The sequence below is a fragment of the Candidatus Leptofilum sp. genome (genome assembly GCF_965223525.1).
In the GTDB taxonomy this organism is placed as follows: Bacteria; Chloroflexota; Anaerolineae; order Promineifilales; family Promineifilaceae; genus Leptofilum.
On the sequence record NZ_OZ245005.1, the window covers coordinates 1,707,710 to 1,731,611 of the forward strand.

The window sequence follows — 23,902 nt, forward strand, 5'->3', positions numbered from 1 at the left end:
GGGTGCAGGCTGCTATTTTTGTGAGAAGAAATGGCAAAAAAAACATTTCTACATGATAAAGAAAAACGGCAGCGGTGGATGGCTTTTGTGCAAAACTTCCATCCCGATATTGATCCACAGACGATTCGCTTGATGGACGAGATGGGCTTTGTGGCTCGGTTGCTGCACCATTTGCGGGAGCAAAGTATTGAAGCGGCGGGGCTTTCATTTGCCCAATACGGGGTGCTGATGCACCTCTTTTTTGCGGAGCAAATGAGTGAGAAGACGGAGCTTAACCCCTCGGAAATTAGCGAGCGGCAGGGGGTGAGTCGCAACACGATGAGCTCCTTCATCCGCAATTTGGAGGATGAAGCGCTCATCGAGCGTCGCCTGGACCCAAAGGACCGCCGTCGCTTTAATATCAGCCTGACAGAAAACGGCCGTTCCCTTGTAGCTGCCCACATGCACGACCATCTGGACGCAATGGACACCTGCTTTAGCGGCCTCTCGCCCGACGAGCAGGACACCTTATTTGCCCTTTTGCAGAAGTTGGGGACGCATGTGGAGGCAGTTGGTAGAGAAACAGTAGTCAGTGGCCAGTAATCAGTAAACAGTTTGACTTGACAACTTCTACTGAACACTGACCCACTGATTACTGAAATTTGGAGATCGAAAATTATGATTCGATTGCGAAGATATTTAAATCCGTACATGACAATGTTTATAGTCGCAGTCATTTTGCTGTTTGTGCAGGCAAATGCAGATTTAGCGTTGCCGGACTATCTTTCACGGATTGTGAACACGGGCATTCAGCAAAGCGGGGTGGAAACGGTCGTTCCCGAAGCCATGCGCCAGGAAACATTGAATAATTTGGCACTTTTCTTGAGTGATGAAGACGAAACGGCCGTACGCAACGCCTACACCCTTATCGAGCCAAATACCCTGGCGGCAGAACAGTATGAAGAAACATACACACTCTTGCAAGATGAAGCGATTTACGTCCGTAAAGAGCTCAGCGATGGGGAAATTGAATCGCTGACGGGGCCAATGTCCCAAGCGTTGCTGGTTGTTTCTAGCTTGCAGCGGGCCATGGACGATCCGGAAGCGGCTGCCCAACTGGGCGGTGGCGGGCCGTTTGATTTGTCCCAGTTACCCCCAGGCACAGATTTATTTGCCCTGATTGGCAACCTGCCGGAGTCTCAGCGCAGCCAAATCGCGGGAACCATCAATGAACAGTTTGCTGCTTTGGGTGAGACGATGGTTGAGCAAACGGCCGTTGTCCAAGTGCGAACCGAATATGAAGCATTGGGCGTAGACATTGCCTCCCAACAAAATAGCTACATTTTGCGGATTGGTGCGCTCATGTTGGGCATTACGCTGGTTTCCGCAGCGGCAACCATCACTGTGGGTTACCTCTCCGCCAAAATTGCCGCTGGCATTGGCCGCGATTTACGCAGCGACATTTTCCGCAAGGTAGAAAGCTTCTCCAGCGCAGAGTTCGATAAATTCCCCACTGCTTCCCTCATCACTCGCTCCACCAACGACATCACCCAGCTACAAATGGTGACTATGTTCATGGTGCGCCTCGTTTTCTACGCCCCGATTATGGGCATTGGTGGCACAATTCGCGCCATTGGCAAAGGCTCCTCTATGTGGTGGACTATTGCTGTGGCCGTGATTGTGCTAGTGGGCGTAATTGCCGTGATCGTTTCCATTGCCATGCCCCGCTTCCAGCTTGTGCAAAAGCTCATAGACCGCATTAACTTGGTTGCCCGCGAAAATCTATCTGGCATGATGGTGATCCGCGCCTTCAACATGCAGGGCTTTGAAGAAAAGCGGTTCGACAAGGCCAACGTGGACCTGACGGACAACACGCTCTTCATCGCCCGCGCGACGGCGATTATGATGCCCATAATGATGTTCATTTTCAACGTCTTGTCGGTGGTGATCCTTTGGGTAGGGGCGCAGCAGGTGGCTGATGCCAACATGCAGGTAGGAGACGTGATGGCTTTCTTGCAGTACGCCATGCAGATTGTCTTTGCCTTCCTCATGCTTACTATGCTGTTCATCATTTTGCCCCGCGCCCAGGTTTCGGCCGAGCGCGTTGCTGACGTGCTGGAAACAGACCTCATCATCACCGATCCGGCCAATCCGCAGCGGCTGAATGGTTCATTCCGGGGCACGGTTGAGTTCCGCGACGTTTCCTTCCGCTACCCCGGCGCAGACAAAGATGTGCTTAAAAATATTAGTTTTGTGGCCAAGCCGGGCGAAACGACAGCATTCATCGGCTCTACCGGCTCTGGTAAATCCACGATTGTCAATCTCATTCCGCGCTTTTACGACGTGACGCAAGGCCAAATTTTGCTGGATGATGTGGATATTCGTGAGGTAACGCAGCATGATTTGCGTGACAAGATTGGGTACGTGCCGCAGAAAGGAATTTTGTTCTCAGGTACCATTGAGAGCAACCTTCGTTTTGCGGATGAATTGGCAAGCGTAGAGGATTTGGAAACGGCCGTTACCATCGCCCAAGCCACCGAATTTGTAGACAGCAAACTAGAAGGGTTTCAATCCGAAATTGCCCAGGGCGGCACCAACGTCTCCGGCGGCCAGCGGCAGCGGCTTTCCATCGCCCGCGCCCTGGTGAAAAAAGCACCCATCTACATCTTCGATGACTCATTTTCGGCGCTGGACTTCAAGACAGACGCTGCCTTGCGCCGTGCCCTGCGCCAAACAACACAGGACAGTACCCTCTTGGTGGTTACGCAGCGCGTTTCCACGGTGAAAAAAGCAGAGCAAATCATCGTGCTGGATCAGGGACGCATTGTAGGTAAAGGTACCCACGATGAACTAATGGATACCTGCGAAACGTATCAGGAAATTGCGCTCTCGCAATTAAGTATGGAGGAACTCTCATCATGATGATGCACGGAGGACGTAGAGGTTCCAGTGACCGCGGGCCAATGGCCGCCATGCGTAAGGGCGACACAGCGCGAAACTTTAGAAAGACAATGGGCAAGCTAGTTCAATATCTGGCTGCCTACAAATTCAGAATCATAATCGTACTCATTTTTGCGGTGGCCTCCACAGTGTTCAACATTGTGGGGCCGAAAGTGCTGGGAAATGCCACCACTGCCCTGTTTGATGGGGTTTTGGCGGAGATTGCCGGGACTGGCTCGATTGATTTTGATTATATCGGCCGTATCTTGCTGATTATGCTCATCCTGTACATTTTTTCTGCTATCTTTGCTTACTTGATGGGCTGGATTATGGCGGGCGTTTCCACCGACATCTCTTATCGTTTTCGGCAGGAAATTTCGGAAAAAATCAACTGGATGCCGCTGAGCTACTTTGACCGCAACACGCAGGGAGAAGTGCTATCGCGCATTACCAATGATGTGGATACAGTGAACCAGACGCTCAGCCAAAGCCTGACGCAAATTATCACCTCCACTATTACCGTTATCGGGGTGTTGGTGATGATGTTTTCCATTAGTTGGGTGATGACCCTGGTTTCCCTGATCGTGATTCCGCTGACGCTGGGTTTGGTGGGCTTTATTGTGAGCCGCTCCCAGGTCTATTTCAAGGAGCAGCAGGATTATCTGGGGCATGTCAATGGCCATGTGGAAGAGATGTTTGGCGGGCATCGGGTGATGAAGGCGTTCAACGGCGAGGAGCGCAGCATCGAGACGTTTGAAAATTACAACGATTTGCTATATGGCTTTGCCTGGAAATCCCAGTTTTTGTCTGGTCTGATGATGCCGATTATGAGCTTCATTGGCAATTTGGGGTACGTGGCGGTGGTTGTGGTAGGCGGCTACCTGACGGTGCGGAATGCCATTACGGTGGGCGACATTCAGGCGTTTATTCAATATGTGCGTTCGTTTAATCGGCCTTTAATGCAGTTGGCAAATATCTCTAACGTTTTGCAACAAACGGCCGCTGCCGCCGAGCGCGTGTTCGAGTTCCTGGAAGAGTCAGAAGAGGTACTGGAGACTGAAAATCCGGTTGAATTAAATGCAATCGAAGGACGCGTAGAATTCCGCGACGTGCGCTTTGGCTACAATCCAGAAGAGCCGGTCATTCACAATTTGTCTGCCATAGCCCAGCCGGGGCAAAAGGTGGCTATCGTTGGCCCCACGGGGGCAGGTAAAACCACCATCGTCAAGCTGCTGATGCGTTTTTACGACGTGGATGATGGCGCGATTTTGGTGGATGGGCACGACATCCGCGACTTCCGGCGGCAAGATTTGCGACAATGGTTTGGCATGGTGCTGCAAGACACCTGGTTGTACAACGACACGATTATGGAAAATATCCGATACGGCCGTCCCGATGCCACCGATGCCGAAGTAAAAGCAGCCGCTCAGGCCGCCCACGTAGATCACTTTGTCCACACCCTGCCAGATGGGTACGAGATGGTGATCAACGAAGAGATCACCAACATCTCGCAAGGGCAAATGCAGTTGTTAACGATTGCCCGCGCCGTCCTGGCCGATCCCAGGATTCTCATTTTGGATGAAGCCACCAGCTCGGTGGATACGCGCACCGAGGTGCTCATCCAAAAGGCAATGGATCGGCTGATGATGAACCGAACCAGCTTCATCATTGCCCACCGCCTTTCCACCATTCGCAATGCGGACCTGATTTTGGTAATGCGCGACGGCGATATTGTGGAGCAGGGCAGCCATGAAGATCTGCTGGCTCGTGGAGAGTTCTACGCAGAACTGTACAACAGCCAGTTTGAGCGGCCTGAGGAAGAGGGCGAGATGGCCGAAAATACTGTTTTGGTTTCAGCCGATTAGCAATGTGAAGCGTGATGTAAAAGCCGATTGCGGGGGACTGCAATCGGCTTTTTTGTTATACTTTTATTAATCAGAATGGTTCTTTGACAACCATGTCACTGATGGTTTTCCATTGCAAAAGATAGTAAGAGATATCAAGCTGTTAACAGTTGTTTATGGGATGGATGAATTATGGCATTACTTGAACTGTCAATGGTAACTAGCGCTATTGTAGAAATGGGTACTGAAGCGATTATCAAGAAGCTTGGTCGTCAAGAAGCAATTATCAGAACTCTCAAACATCTTAAATTGCATAAAGAACCATCTGTAGATGATTTTGAGGCTATTTATGCATATGCCCTCGTCGAATATGGGATATTTAAGCCTGAGCCTATTCTAAATTTTTTTCGAAACATGTTTATACGTAAGGCTTTTAAACAAGCCTTTTATGAAAATGACTTAACTATTCTTGAAAAAGAGGCAGAAGGAATCATTGATTGGAATCAGGAAACAGGCCAATTAGGTTCTATTGATTATGATCCTCGACGTGAATTTGCCAGTTTTACTGCTGCATTTCATCAAATCGTTGCTCGTACCCGGACTCCTGCCGAAGTGAAGCGTGACCAAACACTTGATGACATTCATCAAAAGACCAGTGACATATTAGAAAAATTGAGCGACCTTGATACCCTTATTGACATTCGTTCTGAGCTAACACATATATTCCAAGAATATTCTCAAAGTAGTTCAGTTGAGATAGAAAGAAAAATCGGAAAATACCCCCTTCCAGCATCTCCAAAAAGTTCTAAAAATCTGATTCGGTGGCTTCATTTATCTGATTTCCATATAGGCAAGGATGGTTATGGTCAGAGACAATTAATGAAATATATCCTTAACCATATAGGCACACGCGTGGATAAGGGACATACACTTGACATGGTATTTGTTACTGGCGATATCGCAAACAATGGTTATTCCAAACAGTACGAAATATTTTATGAGGATTTTTTCTTGCCGCTTTTAGATTGTTTAGAACCCAGGAATCAAGAGAACGTTTTTATTATTCCAGGTAATCATGATGTTAATCGTACAGAGGTTCGCGCTGTGCAATCGTACGATGTTTTGCTTCGCGTCCCCGAATTTTTAGAGCCCACCGAAGAAGGACTTTTTCAGCGTCAAGTTATTTTCCCCCGCTTCCAGGCTTATGTGGAAAATGATATGACTCATTTAGGTGACGACCACTGGCTTTTCTCACCGCTTGGAACATACCAAAAGATTATTTCAATCAAAGACAAGAATATTGGCATTTTAGGTATTAACACAGCATGGTTATCGTATAGTGATGGTGATCGGCATGAACTTTCTGCAGGTAAGGGAATGCTAGAAGATGGATTGGAAACGCTACAAAATTGCGAATTGAAAATTGTGTTAGGACACCACCCTTTGGATTGGTTTTTAGATACAGATTTGGAGCCTATTCGTGCAATTCTTGGACGACATAATGCGCTTTACCTTCACGGTCATATGCATAAAGTGCACTCTCGCTATGAAGAAGGTGGAGGGTATCCTTTTTTGACTCTTCAATCTGGAGCATGTTTTCAGGCGAGAGAAAATGATGATTGGATAAATCGTTTTTTGTGGTGTGAACTAGATTTGCAGGCAGGTGAAATAAGTGTTGAACCGTTACAATGGTCGAGAGCTCACCAGAGTTGGGTATTGGACGGATTAGCATTTCCTGCTCACTATCGCCGAAATGACCGATGGGTTTTATCTCTTCCAAAACCAACTCCGGTAAAATCTGCCTCAATATCTAACCCTGTGTCCCACTTTGGGTCTCTGGAAATACCTGATGGATGGGCTATTGTTGATTCTGAATATTTACAAGCACGTAATGTCGGACTTAGCCATGATCAAGCTCTGAGTTTTTTTGATGGTCGAAGCCCAATTTGGCGTGAAGCTCTGGCACCACAAATTCCTCGGCGTGAAATAGTGCGTAATCTTGTAGACGATCTCGAAACCGCCCGACAAGAGGGTGATTTAAGAGTAACATTATTGGTTGGGGCTTCCGGGGAAGGAAAAACCACCGCTTTATTACAAACTGTTTCCGATTTAGTAAGGAATAGCTCAGATTGGCATATTCTTTATCGGTTTGATTCTAATGCTCAATTGCCAGCAGAACTTTTATCTCGCCTCCCTGATTCTGGAACATGGTTAGTCGTGTCAGATGATGCCGAGGTAATCGCGCGCCGCGTCTTTGATACAGTAAAGGCTCTCAGGTTATCAGGCCGCTTAAATGTACAATTTTTACTTTGTTGTCGAGATACAGATTGGAGGGCTGAGAAAGCCGACACTTTTGCTTGGACAGAATATATAACCTTTGTTGAAAAAAGACTGTCTGGATTATCCTCTGAAGATGCACAAAAAGTGGTAACGGCTTGGAGTGCCTATGGTCGGGACGGGTTAAAAGAATTGGCCGATTTTGAACTTGGAGATGCTGCTAAAAAATTAACTCAAGCTGCTAAATTAGAATCTGCACATAATCATAAAGGGTCGTTTTTCGGTGCAGTATTAAACTTGCGTTGGGGCAAAGGTTTAAAAAATCGTATTGAGGATTTGTTACGAAAACTAGACAAACGGCCGTTAAATAGTGGACATACCCTGAAAGATGCCTTTGCTTATATTGTGGCAATGCATGCCGAAGATATTCCTATACTTTCAAAAGTGGTGTTAGCTGCAGTGCTGGAGATTGATTTTAGCGATCTTAAACGTCTTGTACTCGGACCACTTGGCAATGAAGCAGTAATTACCACGACAGGACGGTATGTTTTTTCGCGTCACCGCGCAATTGCCCAGGTTGCATTACAAATTTTATCTGATGTGTTTAACGTAGAAACAGAACAGCTTTATATAAATCTGGTTCAATCAACAATAAAAAAATTTGTAGAACGCACTACCTATATTCCGAATATAGGTAAATGGAATTACTTGGGTTCACATTTTTTTGACAAAGGAGACCAGGAATTAGGCATACGTCTTACTCATGCTGCCTTGGATGTTAAACCAACAGACACTTATTTTATTGTTAAACTTGCACAATTATATCGTGCAACTGAACAACCCAAACAAAGTGTGCAGCTATTCCACTCTTCGCCTAAACCCCGAGAGAATATTCGCCCTTATTATCACGAATGGGGACTTGATGAAGGAGAAGTTGGTCATTATGCACTTGGGTTATGGTTGATTGCTTTTGCTCTGTCTGACCAAGCGGAACGACGCCCTCCAGATGTTGAACGCACGAAACTTTCTTTAGCTGGACTTGCACTTGCTGGTGCTGAGTTGTTTGAACAATTTAGCTTGCCAGTCTTTATTGAAGTCTGCGGTGCTGCATCTCAATTAGGCTTTAGGCTAAAAAAATTGGACTCAAAAACCTTCTCTTGGTTGCAAAAGAATCAAAATCGCGCCAAGGATGCTGGCGTTCAAGATGTTTCGCCACAGATTGCGCTAGATCGCCTGCAAGCTGGTGTGACTGCGGCTTGGGCTCAGAGAGAAAGCGAATTGCCAAATTGGATTTTGTTGGAGAATGAACTAACTTTTCGCGGATTGTCAAGATTGCTTCGCATTTGACAACAATAAAAATGCATACATTGTTAGTCATTCATGCAGGAAGAAATGGAGCCATTTTTCCCGACTCTGCCATTGCTAACGACGCGCTACGCACCATAATTTCGCTTGTGCCGCAGAAGTGAAGAGCTAAAAAAGTTAAAGCGTAGTCTTGCGCCTGCTGGGAAAATTTCCGGTGGGCTTTTTTTCGCCCCTGAGTGGGAAGGTTTATAATTTGATCATGAATAATTCGGCTAAACTTAGTTTGACGCTTTCGTTTTTGCTGCTGGTTGGGATTATTATTGGGCAGTTGGAAGGTACGGCCGTTTCCGCCGGAACCGATCACTTACTCTACCTCCCCCTCACCTTGAACCAAAATGATGATCCGGTGCCGTTTGGCCTGGTACACAGCGGCGAAGGTACTTATTACTTTGCCACTGGCGCAGGCAATTGCAGCTTCGACCCTTCCCCACAAAATCTGATGGTGGCGGCAATGAATTATGTGGATTATGCGGATTCGGCGCTGTGTGGTGCCTACATTGAGGTAACGGGGCCGCAGGGAAGCGTAGTGGTTCGCATTGTGGACCAATGCCCTGGCTGCGCCGAGGGGGATGTGGATTTAAGCCAGGAGGCGTTTGCGGAAATTGCCGAGCTTTCGGCGGGGCGAGTGGACATCACCTGGCAGCTTGTCAGCCCCGTTTTGGACGGCCCGATTGTGTACCATTTTAAGGATGGCAGTAACCAATGGTGGACGGCCGTACAGATTCGCAACCATCGCAACCCTATCGCCAAGTTTGAATATTGGAATGGCAGCAGTTTTGTCGAGGTGCCGCGTCTTTCCTACAATTATTTTGTGGAAGCGAGTGGCATGGGGCCGGGGCCATACACCTTTCGCGTGACGGACACGCTGGGCAACGTGCTAGAGGACAGCAGCATTCCCCACGTTGAAGACGGCGATGTGGGTGGGAGCGGACAATTTCCCGCGCCCTAAAACCGTACAATTAGCACTTGTCAATCCCGTGAAAACGGGAATCCACCGTTCGTGGAAACATGGATTTCTGCCTGCGCGAGTATGACACGCAAACGGCGCCTTATATTTCTTCTGCCAGAATTTTCTCAATGCGACGTTTGATGTGGCCGCGCACGTTGTTGATGCGGCTTAGCTCGCCCTTCGCCGCGACTTCTTCAATGGGTTCCTTTAGATTTTGGATGTTTTGCGCCGCCCAAAACAGTTTCTCCCAACTTTGCCCTAGCATTTGCCGCTTAAAGGAGACATTTAACATCCGCTCGGCAATGCGATAATTGGTTTTGCGCCAGTCGTTGGGGACAAATCGCTTGATGCGGTGAGGAAGCTGGTGCTTTTCACTCAGGGCAAAAAGCCGCTCGTGCTGTTCTCGCATATATTCTCCGGCTGGCACGTAACGGCCGTCATAACTTTTTGCATCCGGAGTAAATTGGTAGAGTGCAGCGTACTGTTGGTACACGTCTGGCATAGCTTCACGCAGGTGGCGCAAAAACCAGTCTGCCTGTCGGTTGCGTAGGGTCATTGCCCCGCCAAACATCAGATAGTCGGCGTTAGTTTCTCTTACGGCCGTAAACAATCTCTCCACCTCACTTGGATCATCACCCAAAAATGGAACCAGCGGAATCAGCAATGCCCCGGTTTGCACATGGGGCGCGTTGGCCTTAAATTGGCGCAGCACGTCCAGCCGCTTGGCAGGCGAGGGAGCAAATTTATCCAAGAATTTTGCTTTTTCTGGATCGATGGTGGTGATTGTGACGGAGACGGTACACCAGGTTTGTTGCCCAATCTCTTCCAATAATGGCAAATCGCACAGCACTAGAGGCGATTTGGTAAAGATGTGGACGGGGTATTGGTGTTTGGCCAGAACCTGCAAAATAGTGCGGCTGTTTTCGTACTTCTTTTCGGCAGGTTGATAGCTGTCTGTCACGCCGCCCATACCCACCACATCGGGCAAAAAAGTGTGGGCGCGGGCAAGCCGCCGGTCTAGCATTTCCCCGACGTTAGTTTTGATCGCAATTTCGTTCTCGAAATCTTCCGGCATATGGTAATGGTCGCTGCGGGCGTCGCAATAGATGCAGCCAAATTGGCAGCCGTTGTACGGGTTGATTGAGTAGCGTGTCCAAAACCAATGGTCAATGTATTTGCTTTTGTTGATGATCGATTTGTACTGCTTTTCAATAAATTTGGGCATCGTTTATGCTTTTGGCACTTTTCTTTTGGTTTACCATACCGTAAATGATAGCAGATTTTAGGCGCGTCTCCGCCATCCCCGGCTTAATACCTATCCGAATATTTGCCACAGAGGGTGCAGAGGACTTTGAGACGAGGGCTCATTTCACAGATTTCTCTATTTCCTCTATGGCTGTTCGGATAGATTCTTGGTTTGGAGTGACCAAATTTGGCAATCGATGATTGTTGTGTGGCTGTTGTGAGGTGTGATAATGAGCTGGCATGGTTTTTGTTCGCGGAAGAAGAGGGAGGAGAAGGCAATACGGCCGTTGCCTGTAAATAGTTCCACTGAATCCAGATCGAGCCAAATGTTCAGCGTCACTCTGCCATTTTCTAACTTGAGTGGGGCGATGAACTGGTTGGGAAACCCTGCATGAAACTGATGCCCAATTCTGGCTCGGTCGAGCGTGATGGTTTCCTGGCTGATGTGTATCCAGTAGGCGAGGGTTTGGGAATGGCCTGCCTTCAATTGAAGCTGAATGTCAGTGGTAGTTTGTGGTTGAATGGCAAGCTGAATTTCGGCAGCCATCGGCAGCGATTGTGTAAACGCGCTGCTATTCGGGATGGTGAATGAACTCAGTTGACAATATGGCCGTCGCTGACTTTGCAGCTCATAAACGGGTCTCTGGCGCAGGCTGTAGCCATTTTCCCCTTCCACAAGCTGGAGTTCCCTGGGGAGCGACTGCTGGCCGCGCCACGCAGTTGCTGGCGTGACGTTAGCGTACTGTAAATTGCTCATCCAGCCCAGGCAAATTGTACGGCCGTCCTCAGTTGGGAGATTGTTCCAGGAAGCGACTGCATAAAAATCGGGGCCAAAATCGAGCCACTTTGGTGGAAACGCGTCAGCAGTGAAGCTGCAGCCGTCAAATTCTCCCACAAAATATTGCACGCCAGAGCCACCGCCAATCGCCCCACTGCCAATGCTGATGACGAGCACCCACTTTTCGCGGCCAGCGGCCGTTTTCATGGGAAATAGATCAGGGCATTCCCAAACGCCGGTACCGGCTGTCGGCAACGCTAGGTCACTCATAAACTGCCATTCTCGCAAATTAGTAGATTTGTAGAATTGGAGTTTGCGCTGCATAGCCAGCCCCACAACCATCACCCACTTTTGTGTGTTGTCATGCCAAAGCAGCTTCGGATCGCGGAATTCGGTTTCGTTCAGATTAATGATTGGATTATTGGCATACAGATGCCAGGTGCGGCCGTTATCCTGGCTATATGCAATCCGCTGGTCTTGGATTTTGGTATCGGGATGGAACCCTGTGAAGGCGGCAACTAAAGGTGGGTTACGGCCGTTGCCAAGCCTACTTGTATTGTGCCAGTCAACCACTGCGCTGCCAGAAAAAGCCATCACGCCATCCGTTTCGGGAATGGCTACGGGCAAATGTTGCCAATGAAGCAAATCCCTGCTAACGGCATGTCCCCAACTGGTATGCCCCCAATTGATGTCAAACGGATTATGCTGATAAAAAAGGTGGTATTCGCCATCCAGATAAACGAGACCGTTGGGATCATTCATCCAGCCGGAAGGGGGTGTGAAATGGATTTCTGGACGCATCGGTTATGGAGATTGTTTATTCTTTATACGGCCGTTTCTGCTGATAATGACAAATGCTCACAATGCTGATTTCTTTTGCTGCAAAGCTAAAGAGCCTTGCACAGCGATAATGCCTGCCAATGCCAACCAGCCCATGACCCCCGCTGCTAGCAGAAAAACCAGGCTAGCGCTCACAGTAAACACAATCCCGGTTAAAATTGCAATCACAATGACAGTCAGCGGATGCAAAATAAAGAGCCGGGCGGCGTTAGTATAAGTTGTTCTTAATGAACGGTTTTCTTGAACTAGCCAAAACGGCCAGAAGAAGAGGTTTAGGATGAACCAACTAATGAGGAACGCGCCCCAAAATAGACGCAGAGCCATCCAGCCACCCCCTTGAAAGCCCTGGTAAGTATAAAAGTTAGCAACCACCACGAGCAATACCACCAGATTGGGAACTGCCCATTTCCAGGCTGGCCAAAACAATTCTCGCAGGAGCCGCCACACATCCTGGAAGTCCCACGGCTCTTCATCCACCATTTTTTTGCTGAGGGTATAGAGAACGGCCGTTGCCGGTGGCCCGAGCACGATGGTCAATTGCAAAAGCAGCCAAACCAGGTTGAGAAACATCATGCCAACCCACTCTCGCCACCAAATCTGTAACGCTCGACCAAAAATCTTAAGAGGATTCATGATATTTGGAGCGGGCAGAGCAATGGCGCTCTGCCCGCCCGATAAGGAGGAAAGAAAATATTAACCTTTAACCTAAGTTGCTACCTTAACAGTCAAAAATGGTGAAGTCCATGAAAGCCAAGTAAAGTGGGTTTGAACCACCAAACCATTTTTACGAGGACAATCATGGACGAACAAATTGTAGCGATTTACACGCTGGTTAACGACCTTTTGCTTGGTTTAGGTCATCATGAAAACAGTCAATGCCGCATGAACGATTCCGAGGTCATCACCACAGCAATCGTGGCTGCTCTGTTTTTTAGCGGCAATTATGAACTTGCCCGTGCCTTCTTGCATCAAGGCGGCTACATACCAACCATGTTGAGCAAAAGTCGGTATTCACGTCGTCTGCATCGAGTGAGCCATTACATCGTGACCTTTATCGAGATGTTGGGCGCCCACTGGAAAGGGGTCAGTAGCGATTCGATTTACGTGATCGATACCTTTCCTATTGTGGTGTGTGACAATTGGCGCATTCGCCGCTGTCGTCTCTATCGAGAAGAGAAGTATCGCGGCAAGATTGCGAGCAAACGCCGCTACTTCTATGGACTCAAACTACATTTGATGGTCACCAGTCAGGGTCAACCAGTTGAGTTCTTCCTAACACCGGGTTCTGAAAGCGATGTGACTCACCTGCGCTCCTTTCAGTTTGACCTACCGACGGGTTCAGAAATCTATGCAGACAAAATCTACAATGATTATGCCATGGAAGACTTAATCAATGAGACAAGACAGGTGAAACTATGTCCTGTACGCAAGAAAAACAGCAAACGGCCGTATCCACCGTGGCGCACTTATTGGATAAAACTGCATCGCAAGATTGTGGAGACGACAGGGTCATCCATTGCACGCAGGATGCCGAGGAGCATTCATGCAGTCACAGCCGCAGGCTTTGAGCTGAAAATCGCATTATTTGTTCTGGCTGAGAGTGTCAGCCATATTTTTAAGGTAGCAACTTGAGTTAACCTTTAACCCCGGCGTAGCTGACGCCTTCAATATAATAGCGGCTAAAAAGCGCAAACAATAGGAGAACCGGAATTGCGTTTACCATGGCACCCACCAGCACCAGGTTCCAATCTTGAGCATACTGCTGCTGGAATACTTGCAGTGCCACGTTTAGCACCCACATATCATTAGTTTGCATATAGAGCAGCGGCCCCAGGTAATCGTTCCACATCCCCTGGAACTGCAAAATCAAAACGGTGAGCAGGGCGGGGCGTGCCAGTGGCATAATCACGTCCCGGTAAGTCTGGAAGTATGAAGCCCCGTCAATAACGGCCGCTTCCTCCAGTGCGTGCGGAATGGCTCTAAAAAACTGTGCCAGGATGAAAATAGACCCAGCGACAATTAGCCCAGGAAAAACCAGACTGTACCAAGTGTTAATCCACCCCAGCTTAGAGATAAGCACATAGGAAGGCACCAGCGTAATCGCGCCTGGGATGGTCATGGAGAGCAAGATAAAGCCGAAGATGGCATTCTTCAGGGGAAAATTGAGCCGCGCCAAGGCATAAGCGGCCATCGAACAGAAAAACACTTGAAGTCCAGCACGAATCACCGAGAGTAGAGCCGTATTGTACAGCCAACGAATATACGTGCCTGCGCCTGCTAGAGCTGCTAAATAGGTAAACAACGCGGTCACAACGGCCGCAAGAGCCAAGCTGCCCACAACCGCTACCAGAACACGCCGCCAATCAGGGTCAGACATGCCGACGATGCCCAAAGCAATGAGCAACAAAATGGTGAACGCGACCGATACGGATGGTATGAGTGCAGGTGTGTATCTGGCATTGCCCAAACTCGTTTGCAGATAGAAACCAATGAGAATGCCTGTGCCAATGATAATAGCTGCTGCCAACCAGGGGCCAATTTTCTGCCAGATGTCTTTTTCCGTTGGCTTGCTAGACAAGCCAGTCACCAAAAAGGTGGCAAAAAAGGCAAAGGCACCCACCGTCAGGCCAATGGAGGTCGTGCCAAGAACTTGTACCTGCCCTCCCAAATCAGTTCTAAAAAGCGTTGGCCAATTTTCCCAAAGCCACGTTTCTGGGAGAAATGTGGGCGGAAAGGCGATAATCTCTAAATTGGTTTTGAACGTACCCAGGAAAGCCAGGATAAAGGGCATGAAGACAAGCAGGGCAACGGCCGTTAAAATCACATAGCGAGCGCCCATACTCACATTCGTCCACATAGCTTCTCTTACTTTTTTCGATGATACGGTTGGCTGCGCCACGGGTGTCGTTGTTGTCGTACTCATGTCAAACCTCCTCTAATATTGCTCCGTACCACCTTCAATCCACCGTCTTTGCACGTAGGTGAACAACAAGATGATAGCCGCCAGTACAATGGCTCGTGAGGAAGCCAGCCCCATGCGTGGCGGGCCGTTTGTGCCCAACGCCTCTGTATAAATGAAGTAAACAGGCGTGATGGTTGTATCTAGCGGGCCGCCAGCCGTTAAAATGGCCACCTGATCAAAGATTTGCCAGGTGCCAATGGTGCCTAACACGACGACCAGAAAAATCACCGGTCGCAGCATGGGTACCGTGATGCGGAAGAATTGCTGCCGTCTGTTGGCACCATCAATCGAAGCGGCCTCATACAAAGCGGGCGGAATATCTTGCAGGGCAGCTAAAAACATGATCATGAAGGTTGGAATGGTGGTAAAGATATTTTGCGCCATGATGGCCATCCAGGTGATGCTGGGGCCCCGCAAATACCATTGGCTAGAAGGAATGGTGACGGCACCGCTTGTGATTCCTTCAACAATGAGTTGAAACAAACCGCGCGGATCATTCAACCATTCTACGGCTACCCATTCAGCACCAAACAATCCCCACAGTTTACTAAAGGCAAAGTTGATGTATCCGGTTTTCAGGTAAAGCCACCAAAATATAAAGCTAATGACCACGGCTGAGGTCACACTTGGGGCGTAAAATAGCGTCCGGTAAAATTGTTTGAAGCGGATAGGTGCATTCAAAACAACGGCCAGCAACAAAGCCAATGTTGTTTGCACAGTGACGACGATGAGAACGTAATAAAGCACGTTTACCAGCGAACGGCCGAATTTATCATCCGTTAGCAGCGATTTGTAATGGGCAAAGTTGTTCCACTCCGGCGTGGTAAACAGATTGAAATTGGTGAAACTGATGTAGATTGCAAAAGCGATGATGCCTATGGTGAATACGGCCGTTACAATAAGATATGGTGCCAGAAACATGTAGCCAGCAATAGCCTCTTTTCGTGCGGCCTCATTACTAAATACCCCAAATCGCCTCGATTTAGGCTTCGTAATAGCTGTCATGTCCCACCTCCTCCGAATAGTTGGTAATCGGTATTCAGTGTAAGCAACTGAATACCGATTACTGATTACCGTTTACTGCTTGCTAACTATTATTGAGCCTCATCCAGGAATCCCTGAATCTCTTCATTGGCTTGGTCAAACGCCTCATCTACCGTCTGGTCATTCAGGTAGACGCGTTCCAGTGCCTGAGAGATAGCATCGTTGACCTTACCGGTGTTGGGTCCCCAGTTTGTGACGCGCGTCAGTTCAAAAGTGCCACCTTGAGCAATCGCTGCATCATTGGGATCCACCACGTCATCAATTTGCTCTGGATGGGTTGAGTAGGCAAAACCAGTTTTCACAATTTCGCCCTGGTTCTCTGCCCCAGTCACGAAGAAGGTGAATGCAGCAGCAGCCTGCGGGTATTGCGTTGAGGCATTTACGCCGATGCCGTTGGTGAAGATGATGTCTGCTTTACCGGCTGGTCCGGCAGGCAGTTCTACCGCCACCCATTCCACATCCGGGTATTCATTACGCATAAAGTTGACCATCCAGCCGCCTTCGTAAGTCATACCTACCAACGCTTTGCCGATGGCCTCGCCACACCAGCCTGCGCCAACGTCGGCGGAGGTAACTATCGAGCCATCAGCGTACATGCCCGTGACAAATTCGGCCGCTTCTTTCACTTCATCACTGTTGGCCAATGCAGTCGAGAAGTCATCGCTGGCGTAAGCACCGCCGTTACCAAATGCCCACGGAGCAAAGCGTGCCCAGTCGGCATTTTGGCAGAAGCCGCCTTTGTCGGTGTTGTCGCGGATGGCTTCTGCTGCGGCTTGCAGATCGCCCCATGTCCAATCGGCCGTTGGTTCATCAATGCCTGCTTCGGCAAATACTTCTGGCAGGTAAACCAGCCCCAGAGTGCCCCAATCTTTAGGTAAAGCGTAGGTGGTGCCTTCTTGGGTGAAGATTGAAAGCAAAGCTGGGATAAAATCGTCGCGGCTAACACCAGCTTCTGCCATCACATCATCCAGAGCCAGTAATTGTCCCGTGGGGCCAAAGGCGGTCATGAGCTGGTCATCAACGTAGAAAACATCAGGGGCTGTACCGCCAGCCATAGATGCCTTCAATTTGGTTTGATAATCTGCGGGGATGGGCTGGTAATCAACGGTGACCGCTGGACAAATTTCACTGAAGCGCTCAATGGAATCGCGGTAAACTTGCTGCTCAGATTCGTCGCCCCAGCCAGAGAAGATGATTGTTGCCCCATCTTCCACGTTCATGAAGCAGTCGGGGTCACTGTCCTCGGTTGTTTCTGAACTTTCTGTGCTTGTGCTGTCGGTTGAACTCGATTCGTCCTCTGGCTCTGCCGCCCCATCGCCACCACAAGCTGTCAGGATCAAGCCTAGTAAAAGCATGAATACGATTGTTCCAAAAAATTTCTTCATCCTATATCTCCTTTTGAGAAAATTATTTTTTGATTTTGGAGATACGTCACAGCAGCTCATTTCTGTTTATGTTACAATGCTCCGGGACGTATCACGTCTTGTTGAGATGCCGCATGTCCACCTGCCCAGGTTCGTATGTGCGGTATCCATCTTGATAAAATTGTATTCTCCCGATAGTCATTCCTCCTTCGCCGCCTTAGGCGTTTAGCCGCTTGCGGTCACGATGCCGCTAAAATCGGCTGATCGGCTGAAATATTTACAATTTGTTGTTTTCCCTGCCGATAAAATTTGAACGATACACGCTGCCAGTGTGCAGGCAGTCGCGGGTTGATTGTGTGACCCTCTTCCGCAAGCCGCAAGCCAGCAAAGCCAAAAACCACAGCTTGCCATAGTCCGCCTGCGGAGGCGGCGTGGATGCCGTCTCCGGCATTGCCGCGGACATTGAGCAAGTCGGCGCGGGCAGCGCGCATAAAGTGCTCGTAGCCCAGCTCTGGCTGGTTCATTAGGCAGGCCGCCCAGGCGTGCATAGAGGGGCCAAGCGACGAACCGTAAACATGATCGGTGATTGGTTCGTAATAGTCCCAGTTGGCTTGCTGTGTTTTGGCATCGAAGGCGTTTGGGAAGAGGCAGAAGAGGGCGATGACGTCAGCCTGTTTTAGTACCTGATGTTTGTTAGCCCCTTCAATGCCCAATAAAACCTGCATGGATTTTTCTGTGTTGGCATATTTGGGCCAATCCACCTTTTTGCGCTGGAAGAAGCCTTCAAACTGCTCGATGAGGCCACTTTCTTTGTCATGCAAAAAGATGATGTTGTCGGCGATGTTTTGCCAGTGTGCTAGCCGCTCATCTGATAAATCGAGGGCTTGCGTCAGCGTGTCAGCTTGTTGGGGCGCGTGGATTTGCAGCCAGCGCAGCGTTTCCTGGGCGGTTTGTAGGTGCCAGCGCAGGATAAAGTTAGTGAAAGCGTTGTTGTCTACGTGGTCGTGGTATTCATCGGGGCCAATCACATCACGAACGGCAAAACGGCCGTCTTCATACTCCGCGCGATCACCCCAAAAAACGGCCGTTTCCAACACAATCGGAGCTGCCACATCCCGCCAAAAATCATCATCCCCCGTCACTTGCCAAAACTGTTTGAGGGCATAGGCAATGTCGGCTGAAATATGAATCTGAATGTCGCCTGTCCAAATGCGAACCAGTTGAGTTGGGTCAGAAAAGTGGGGAACCCAGGTGGGCGTTACTTCGTCACCCGTCTCGGCCGATTCCCAAGCGTATTGTGCTCCGCCGTAGCCATTTTTGGCCGCTTTGCGCCGCGCACCGGGCAAGGTATGGTGGCGGTACAGTAGCATATTTTTGGCCAATTGCGGCTGGGTATAGGTGAAAAAGGGCAGGACAAAAATCTCGTTGTCCCAAAAAACGTGGCCGCTGTAGCCAAAGCCGCTCAATGTTTTGGCAGAGATGCTCACCGTGTCGTCGTGGGTGGGGGCGGCAATGCGAAGCTGAAACAGGGCATGGCGCAGGGCAATTTGGGCTTCGTCGTCCCCTTCGATGATCACATCGCTGTCCTGCCAAAACGCATCCCAGGCGGCGCGATTTTGTGCAAGCAGCTTTTCAAAAGGCAAGCCCAGCAGTTCATAGCTGCGCTTTCTGGCCGCAGCCAGCGGTTCGTTTGTTTCGCGCGAGCTGTAGATGGCGATCATTTTTTGAAAGGATGTCCACTGCCCTTCATCCAGCGTAAAATCAGATTCCAGGCCGGGGGTGCCGGGGCAGTCACACGGCCGTACTTTTGCCGAGGTCATCCCCAAGTTCATGCTCAAGGCAAGCTGCTTTTTAGTGTGGCGCGTTTGCAATAGCAGGCTGGCCTGGGCGTGATCGCTTTCTTCTTGCATTGTGTGCCAATGGAGGTTGCCGTGGTTTTCTACATGCCCATCCAGTCTGGCGCGGAGGCGGCAGGTCAGATTGTTTTTGACGGCGGTGATGCTCAACTGAACCGCCACATCATGCTGGTGGGCTAGATTGGTAAGGCGTGTCCAGCGTAGCTCAACGGCCGTTTCCGCATCAATTTCCCACACCAGCCGCCGATTGAGAGTGCCGTCGCGTAAATCGAGCCAGCGAACATAGTCGCGGATGCCGGGTTGGGTCATGTCGAAGCGACGGCCGTTGATCCAAATTTCCAGTGATGTCCAATCTGGGGCGTTGGCCAGGGTAGTGAAAACCACCGGGGCTTTGTCGTACAGGCCGTGCACAAGCGTCGCTTGCCGGTCGCCGGGATACCGCTCTTCTAATGAACCGCGCGTGCCCAGGAAGCCATTGCCGATGGTGAAAATCGTTTCGCGGTGATGCTGCTTGGCGGGATCAAAATGTGGTTCGACGACGCGCCAGGTAGTGGCACTCAGCAAATCGGCCAGCGACACGCCGTCCAGATTGGGCAGCACAACCTCGGCTGCGCCCACACGCTCGGCTGGCCCAATGCCAACGGCCGTCATCCCGGCGGCGTGAGCAGCATCAATTCCAGCAGCGGCATCTTCCACGACGATGCAGTGGGCGGACGGTACACCTAACTCACGAGCGGTGTGCAAAAAGAGGTCTGGATGGGGCTTTTGGCGCACCACGCTGCCGCCGTGTGCCAGGGCATCTAGCTGGTCACAAATGCCGAGCTGGTTTAGCACCTGGGGCGAATTTTTACTGGCTGAGGCGATGGCGACTTTCAGCCCGGCCTGCTTAATTTCAGCAAGTAGAGTGGCTACACCGGGCAGCAAATCTTTGGTGGAAACCTGCTTGATGAGCGTTCTGTAATGGTTATTCTTGCGCGTCATCAATTCTTCTGCTTCAGCATTGCTAATGGAACGACCGTCTAAAGCTAAAATGTAGTCAAGGGACCTACGCCGGGGAATACCGCGTAGCTGTTCGTTGTCTTTGCGACCAAAGGGTATACCAAGTTCATCGGCAAGCTGTTTCCAGGCTAGAAAGTGATATTCAGCGGTATCGGTAAGTACCCCGTCTAAATCAAAAATGATGGCTTCTGGCGTAATCATACTTTTATGCTCCGCTAGATTGACGGATGATCAGTTGTGGTTTTAGAAGTACTTGTTTTTCAAGTAGTGGCTGATTGTTTATCTGTTTCAGCAACATCTCGATGACTGCACTGCCAGCTTCTTGAATGGGTTGCTCTACGGTGGTGAGTGCGGGAAATAAAAACTCGCTCATTGGCAGATTGTCATAGCCCGTTACGGCCAAATCGCTGCCGACTTGTAGCCCCTGTGCCAGGGCGGCGTTCATTGCCCCAATGGCAATTTCATCACTGACGCAGGCAACGGCCGTTGGGCGTTTGCCTGTTGGTAAAGCGATGAGTTGGTTAAGTAGCCGGTAGCCAAAGTGTACGGTGTTTTCGCCGCGCACAATCCACTCTGGGTCTATGGTTAAGCCTGTAGCTGCCATTTGGGTGAAATAACCTTTCTCCCTCTCCTCGCCAGCGCGGGAGCCTTCTGGCCAGGTGATGAGGGCAATTTTGGTATGCCCTTGTTCTTGCAGATGGGCGGTTGTTTGGTGCATGCCATCGCTGCCGTCTACATCCACCCAACCAAAGTCCCAAGCGTCATTGGCGCGGCCAAAGCTGGCAAAGGGAATGTTTTCTTCCATCAGAAAGCGAATACGCGGGTCGTTGTCGTTGGTGTCTGCCAAAATAAAGCCTTCTACTTGGCGGCGGGCATGTAGTTCACGGTAGATGGCAATGGTGTTTTCTATATCTTCTTCAATGAGGAAGGTAAGCAGGTGAAAATCGTTTAGCTCGGCTCGCTGCACGGCACTGTAAAGAAATTGATTGAGGACAGGGTGGGGGCTGTCGCTGCTGCCTTGTAGCCAGCCGTAGCCAATGAGGTTAGAGGATTGGGTGCGTAAATTGCGAGCAGCGGTGTTGGGACGGTAGCCAAGTCGGGAAACGGCCGTTTCAATTCGGTCTTGCGTATCTTGGGTCACTTTTATTTGCCCACGCAGCACTTTAGAGACGGTTTGGTAGCTAACGCCAGCTTCTTTAGCAACATCTTTCAGGGTGACTTTTACGTTCATTTTTCTTCCTTTGAGGCGAACGTTCGCGCGAACGTTCGCTTAAATATTACACTACACCTTGTTCAACTGTCAAGATCAATTTTTGTGCAAAAAAATTCTGCATACCTCTCAGAAGTTCAACTTTTGCCAAAAGTTGAACTTCTCCGTTTGGTGAATAACAATTTATCTTTGCTACAATTAAGGCATGAACGATTCTCAAAAAACTCCGCTTGTTGTGGCCTTTGTGGCTGATTTAATGTTTACCACCCGCATTCAGGTGGTTATTGATCATCTGGGTTGGCGGGTTGAATGGGTGGAAACGGCCGCTTCTATTGGCCCCACGCACTCCCCAGATCAGCAAGAACGTCCAGGCGAATCGCTTTACGGCACTGAAGGCAAACTGTTTGAGCAGATTACCATCTGGCAGCCTGCGCTGCTGCTGTTTGATCTCACTAACCAGCAAATCCCCTGGCGACGCTGGCTGCCCATCCTCAAATCGTCGCCAGCCACGCGTCGTTTGCCCATTTTAGCCTTTGGGCCGCATGAAGATGCGGAAACAATGCAAGACGCCAAAAAGCTGGGGGCGAACTGGTTGGTAGGGCGTTCCCGCTTCACCTCTGCCATGCCCAAGCTGCTACAAAGATATGCCCGCGTACCAGACCATGATGCGTTAGCAACAAGCTGCGCTGAACCGCTAGCCGAACTGGCCAAAGAGGGCATTGCTCTTTTTAACCAGGGGGAATATTACAAATGCCACGATGCGCTAGAAGAGGCGTGGCGGCAGGACAGTAGCCCGGCGCGGGAGCTGTATCGGGGTATTTTGCAGGTAGGCATTGCCTTCTACCAAATTCAGCGGGGGAATTATCGCGGCGCGATCAAGATGCTGCTGCGGCTGCGCCAATGGCTCGATCCGCTGCCGCCGGTTTGCCGAGGCGTGAACATTGCCAAGCTGCGCCAAAACGCGGCCGAGGTGCAAGCCATCGTTACAGAATTGGGCTTGGAGCGGATTGGGGAATTTGATACGGCCGTTATCCAACCCATCGAAGTCGCCGAATAAGTTGGTAAGCTGCTCAATCTATAAAAATTACCTCTTTGAGCAAGCCGTTTCACCTTCGTCATATGATTGTAAGATGACCACTGGCACTGGTCAATGTGACGGTGCTTCCTCTAAGCTAAACAAATCGTAACTATACAGGAGACCGGCCACAGCCAGAGAGGCTGTATAGTTACAACAAATCAAGAGTTACGGTCTTATTTTCATAATTCATCCTTCATAATTCGTAATTTTCATTGGAGACAAAGCATGAGCCAGCAAATAAAGCATGTCATATTGGGCACAGGGCAGTTGGGGTTAGCCATTATGGATGAATTGGTGGCCGCTGGGCAGCCCGTAACGCTGGTTAACCGCAGCGGGGGCGTGAATGAGCCGCTGCCTGCGGACGTAAGTTTAGAAACGGCCGATTGCAATAATCCCGACGATGTTGCTCGGGTTACAGAAGGCGCCGAGGTAATCTTTTTCTGCGTGCAACCTGCCTATCATCAATGGCCAGAGCAATTTCCACCGCTAGCCGCCAGCATCATTGAAGGCGTGTCGCGTAATGAGGCGAGGCTACTGTTTGGGGATAATTTGTATATGTACGGTGCCACTGCTGGACAACCTATTCATGAAGATTTGCCCTATGCGGCCGAAACGCGCAAGGGGCAAGCACGCGCAAAGGTAGCCAACATGCTGCTCGATGCCCATAAGGCCAGCAAGGTTGCCGTGACGATTGGGCGCGCCTCTGATTTTTATGGGCCTCGCGTGACGGATTCGATGGCAGGGGAGATGCTGTTTGCGGCCGCGATGCAGGGCAAAACTGTTAATCTGGTTGGCAATTTAGATTTGCCCCATACGCTTACCTACATTCGGGATTTTGCTCGTGCGTTGGTGACTTTGAGCGAAAATGAGGCGGCATACGGCCGTGCTTGGCATGTGCCTAGTGCTAAAACCCTCACCCAAAACCAGTTCATTAAGCTAGTAGAGGCAGAAATCGGCCGTCCAATCAAGGTTCGGACGGCCGGAAAACTAATTATGCGGCTCCTTGGTATATTCAACCCAGCAGCCGGTGAGGTTGTGGAGATGATGTATGAGTTTGAGGAGCCGTTTGTCGTAGACCACAGTCAATTTGCGGCGGCTTTTGGCACGCAAATAACGCCTCACAAACAAGCAATTCAGGAAACGGTAGCTTGGTACCGTCAGCAAGAATAAGC

The 23,902-nt window shown here is 49.7% G+C and carries 16 protein-coding genes; 8 read left to right on the top strand and 8 right to left on the bottom strand.

Annotated elements, in window-relative coordinates; genetic code table 11:
* The first annotated feature begins 30 nt into the window (after positions 1-30).
* From ACOQPM_RS24365 to ACOQPM_RS24385, 5 genes are all read left to right on the top strand, one after another.
* On the top strand, positions 31-582 hold the full coding sequence (locus tag ACOQPM_RS24365; RefSeq protein WP_420630995.1) for a MarR family winged helix-turn-helix transcriptional regulator: 552 nt from the start codon (positions 31-33) through the stop codon (positions 580-582).
* 75 nt (positions 583-657) lie between these two features.
* Positions 658-2,901, top strand: a complete 2,244-nt coding sequence (locus tag ACOQPM_RS24370; RefSeq protein ID WP_420630996.1) for an ABC transporter transmembrane domain-containing protein — start codon at positions 658-660, stop codon at positions 2,899-2,901.
* Positions 2,901-4,784 carry an ABC transporter ATP-binding protein gene (locus ACOQPM_RS24375; RefSeq protein ID WP_420632417.1) on the top strand — a complete coding sequence of 628 codons (1,884 nt, stop codon included), beginning with the start codon at positions 2,901-2,903 and terminating at the stop codon, positions 4,782-4,784. Before ACOQPM_RS24370 ends, ACOQPM_RS24375 begins: the two co-directional genes overlap by 1 nt.
* 171 nt (positions 4,785-4,955) lie before the next feature.
* Positions 4,956-8,387, top strand: coding sequence for a metallophosphoesterase (locus tag ACOQPM_RS24380; RefSeq protein WP_420630997.1), 3,432 nt, complete (start codon positions 4,956-4,958; stop codon positions 8,385-8,387).
* A gap of 217 nt (positions 8,388-8,604) precedes the next feature.
* Positions 8,605-9,354 (top strand): expansin EXLX1 family cellulose-binding protein, encoded by a 750-nt coding sequence (locus ACOQPM_RS24385; protein ID WP_420630998.1) that lies wholly within the window; start codon positions 8,605-8,607, stop codon positions 9,352-9,354.
* Positions 9,355-9,454: 100 nt separating this feature from the next.
* On the opposite strand, the gene ACOQPM_RS24390 is transcribed toward ACOQPM_RS24385, so the two are convergent.
* The 3 genes from ACOQPM_RS24390 to ACOQPM_RS24400 all read right to left on the bottom strand — a co-directional run bounded on the left by ACOQPM_RS24390 (position 9,455) and on the right by ACOQPM_RS24400 (position 12,790).
* Positions 9,455-10,579 carry a radical SAM protein gene (locus ACOQPM_RS24390; RefSeq protein ID WP_420630999.1) on the bottom strand — a complete coding sequence of 375 codons (1,125 nt, stop codon included), beginning with the start codon at positions 10,577-10,579 and terminating at the stop codon, positions 9,455-9,457.
* A gap of 165 nt (positions 10,580-10,744) precedes the next feature.
* Positions 10,745-12,178 (bottom strand): glycoside hydrolase family 32 protein, encoded by a 1,434-nt coding sequence (locus ACOQPM_RS24395; RefSeq protein WP_420631000.1) that lies wholly within the window; start codon positions 12,176-12,178, stop codon positions 10,745-10,747.
* Between the two features lie 57 nt (positions 12,179-12,235).
* Positions 12,236-12,790 carry a hypothetical protein gene (locus ACOQPM_RS24400; RefSeq protein ID WP_420631001.1) on the bottom strand — a complete coding sequence of 185 codons (555 nt, stop codon included), beginning with the start codon at positions 12,788-12,790 and terminating at the stop codon, positions 12,236-12,238.
* A gap of 225 nt (positions 12,791-13,015) precedes the next feature.
* On the opposite strand from ACOQPM_RS24400, the gene ACOQPM_RS24405 reads away from it, so the two are divergent.
* Positions 13,016-13,849 carry an IS982 family transposase gene (locus ACOQPM_RS24405; RefSeq protein ID WP_420627622.1) on the top strand — a complete coding sequence of 278 codons (834 nt, stop codon included), beginning with the start codon at positions 13,016-13,018 and terminating at the stop codon, positions 13,847-13,849.
* 1 nt (position 13,850) lies between these two features.
* Here ACOQPM_RS24405 and ACOQPM_RS24410 read toward each other — a convergent pair whose 3' ends face one another.
* From ACOQPM_RS24410 to ACOQPM_RS24430, 5 genes are all read right to left on the bottom strand, one after another.
* Positions 13,851-15,140: a carbohydrate ABC transporter permease gene (locus ACOQPM_RS24410; protein WP_420631002.1), complete on the bottom strand. Its 1,290-nt coding sequence runs from the start codon at positions 15,138-15,140 to the stop codon at positions 13,851-13,853.
* A 12-nt stretch (positions 15,141-15,152) separates the two neighbouring features.
* Positions 15,153-16,184, bottom strand: coding sequence for a carbohydrate ABC transporter permease (locus tag ACOQPM_RS24415; protein ID WP_420631003.1), 1,032 nt, complete (start codon positions 16,182-16,184; stop codon positions 15,153-15,155).
* Between the two features lie 89 nt (positions 16,185-16,273).
* The gene (locus ACOQPM_RS24420; RefSeq protein ID WP_420631004.1) at positions 16,274-17,608 is read right to left on the bottom strand and encodes an ABC transporter substrate-binding protein; all 1,335 of its coding nucleotides are present in this window, start codon (positions 17,606-17,608) and stop codon (positions 16,274-16,276) included.
* Positions 17,609-17,826: 218 nt separating this feature from the next.
* Positions 17,827-20,643 carry a beta-phosphoglucomutase gene (pgmB, locus tag ACOQPM_RS24425; protein ID WP_420631005.1) on the bottom strand — a complete coding sequence of 939 codons (2,817 nt, stop codon included), beginning with the start codon at positions 20,641-20,643 and terminating at the stop codon, positions 17,827-17,829.
* A gap of 4 nt (positions 20,644-20,647) precedes the next feature.
* Positions 20,648-21,673, bottom strand: coding sequence for a LacI family DNA-binding transcriptional regulator (locus tag ACOQPM_RS24430; RefSeq protein ID WP_420631006.1), 1,026 nt, complete (start codon positions 21,671-21,673; stop codon positions 20,648-20,650).
* Positions 21,674-21,857: 184 nt separating this feature from the next.
* On the opposite strand from ACOQPM_RS24430, the gene ACOQPM_RS24435 reads away from it, so the two are divergent.
* Complete coding sequence (locus ACOQPM_RS24435; protein ID WP_420631007.1) at positions 21,858-22,709, top strand: DUF309 domain-containing protein; 852 nt, start codon at positions 21,858-21,860, stop codon at positions 22,707-22,709.
* 246 nt (positions 22,710-22,955) lie between these two features.
* Positions 22,956-23,900, top strand: a complete 945-nt coding sequence (locus tag ACOQPM_RS24440; RefSeq protein WP_420631008.1) for an NAD-dependent epimerase/dehydratase family protein — start codon at positions 22,956-22,958, stop codon at positions 23,898-23,900.
* Positions 23,901-23,902 lie beyond the last annotated feature (2 nt).

Bases quoted from the DNA above. Each gene is read 5' to 3' on its own strand.
- ACOQPM_RS24370 (WP_420630996.1), top strand. From the start codon at position 658: ATGATTCGATTGCGAAGATATTTAAATCCGTACATGACAATGTTTATA.
- ACOQPM_RS24375 (WP_420632417.1), top strand. From the start codon at position 2,901: ATGATGCACGGAGGACGTAGAGGTTCCAGTGACCGCGGGCCAATGGCC.
- ACOQPM_RS24435 (WP_420631007.1), top strand. From the start codon at position 21,858: ATGAACGATTCTCAAAAAACTCCGCTTGTTGTGGCCTTTGTGGCTGAT.
- ACOQPM_RS24405 (WP_420627622.1), top strand. From the start codon at position 13,016: ATGGACGAACAAATTGTAGCGATTTACACGCTGGTTAACGACCTTTTG.
- ACOQPM_RS24385 (WP_420630998.1), top strand. From the start codon at position 8,605: ATGAATAATTCGGCTAAACTTAGTTTGACGCTTTCGTTTTTGCTGCTG.
- ACOQPM_RS24395 (WP_420631000.1), bottom strand. From the start codon at position 12,178: ATGCGTCCAGAAATCCATTTCACACCCCCTTCCGGCTGGATGAATGAT.
- ACOQPM_RS24415 (WP_420631003.1), bottom strand. From the start codon at position 16,184: ATGACAGCTATTACGAAGCCTAAATCGAGGCGATTTGGGGTATTTAGT.
- ACOQPM_RS24365 (WP_420630995.1), top strand. From the start codon at position 31: ATGGCAAAAAAAACATTTCTACATGATAAAGAAAAACGGCAGCGGTGG.
- ACOQPM_RS24410 (WP_420631002.1), bottom strand. From the start codon at position 15,140: ATGAGTACGACAACAACGACACCCGTGGCGCAGCCAACCGTATCATCG.
- ACOQPM_RS24430 (WP_420631006.1), bottom strand. From the start codon at position 21,673: ATGAACGTAAAAGTCACCCTGAAAGATGTTGCTAAAGAAGCTGGCGTT.
- ACOQPM_RS24400 (WP_420631001.1), bottom strand. From the start codon at position 12,790: ATGATGTTTCTCAACCTGGTTTGGCTGCTTTTGCAATTGACCATCGTG.
- ACOQPM_RS24390 (WP_420630999.1), bottom strand. From the start codon at position 10,579: ATGCCCAAATTTATTGAAAAGCAGTACAAATCGATCATCAACAAAAGC.
- ACOQPM_RS24380 (WP_420630997.1), top strand. From the start codon at position 4,956: ATGGCATTACTTGAACTGTCAATGGTAACTAGCGCTATTGTAGAAATG.
- pgmB (WP_420631005.1), bottom strand. From the start codon at position 20,643: ATGATTACGCCAGAAGCCATCATTTTTGATTTAGACGGGGTACTTACC.
- ACOQPM_RS24440 (WP_420631008.1), top strand. From the start codon at position 22,956: ATGAGCCAGCAAATAAAGCATGTCATATTGGGCACAGGGCAGTTGGGG.
- ACOQPM_RS24420 (WP_420631004.1), bottom strand. From the start codon at position 17,608: ATGAAGAAATTTTTTGGAACAATCGTATTCATGCTTTTACTAGGCTTG.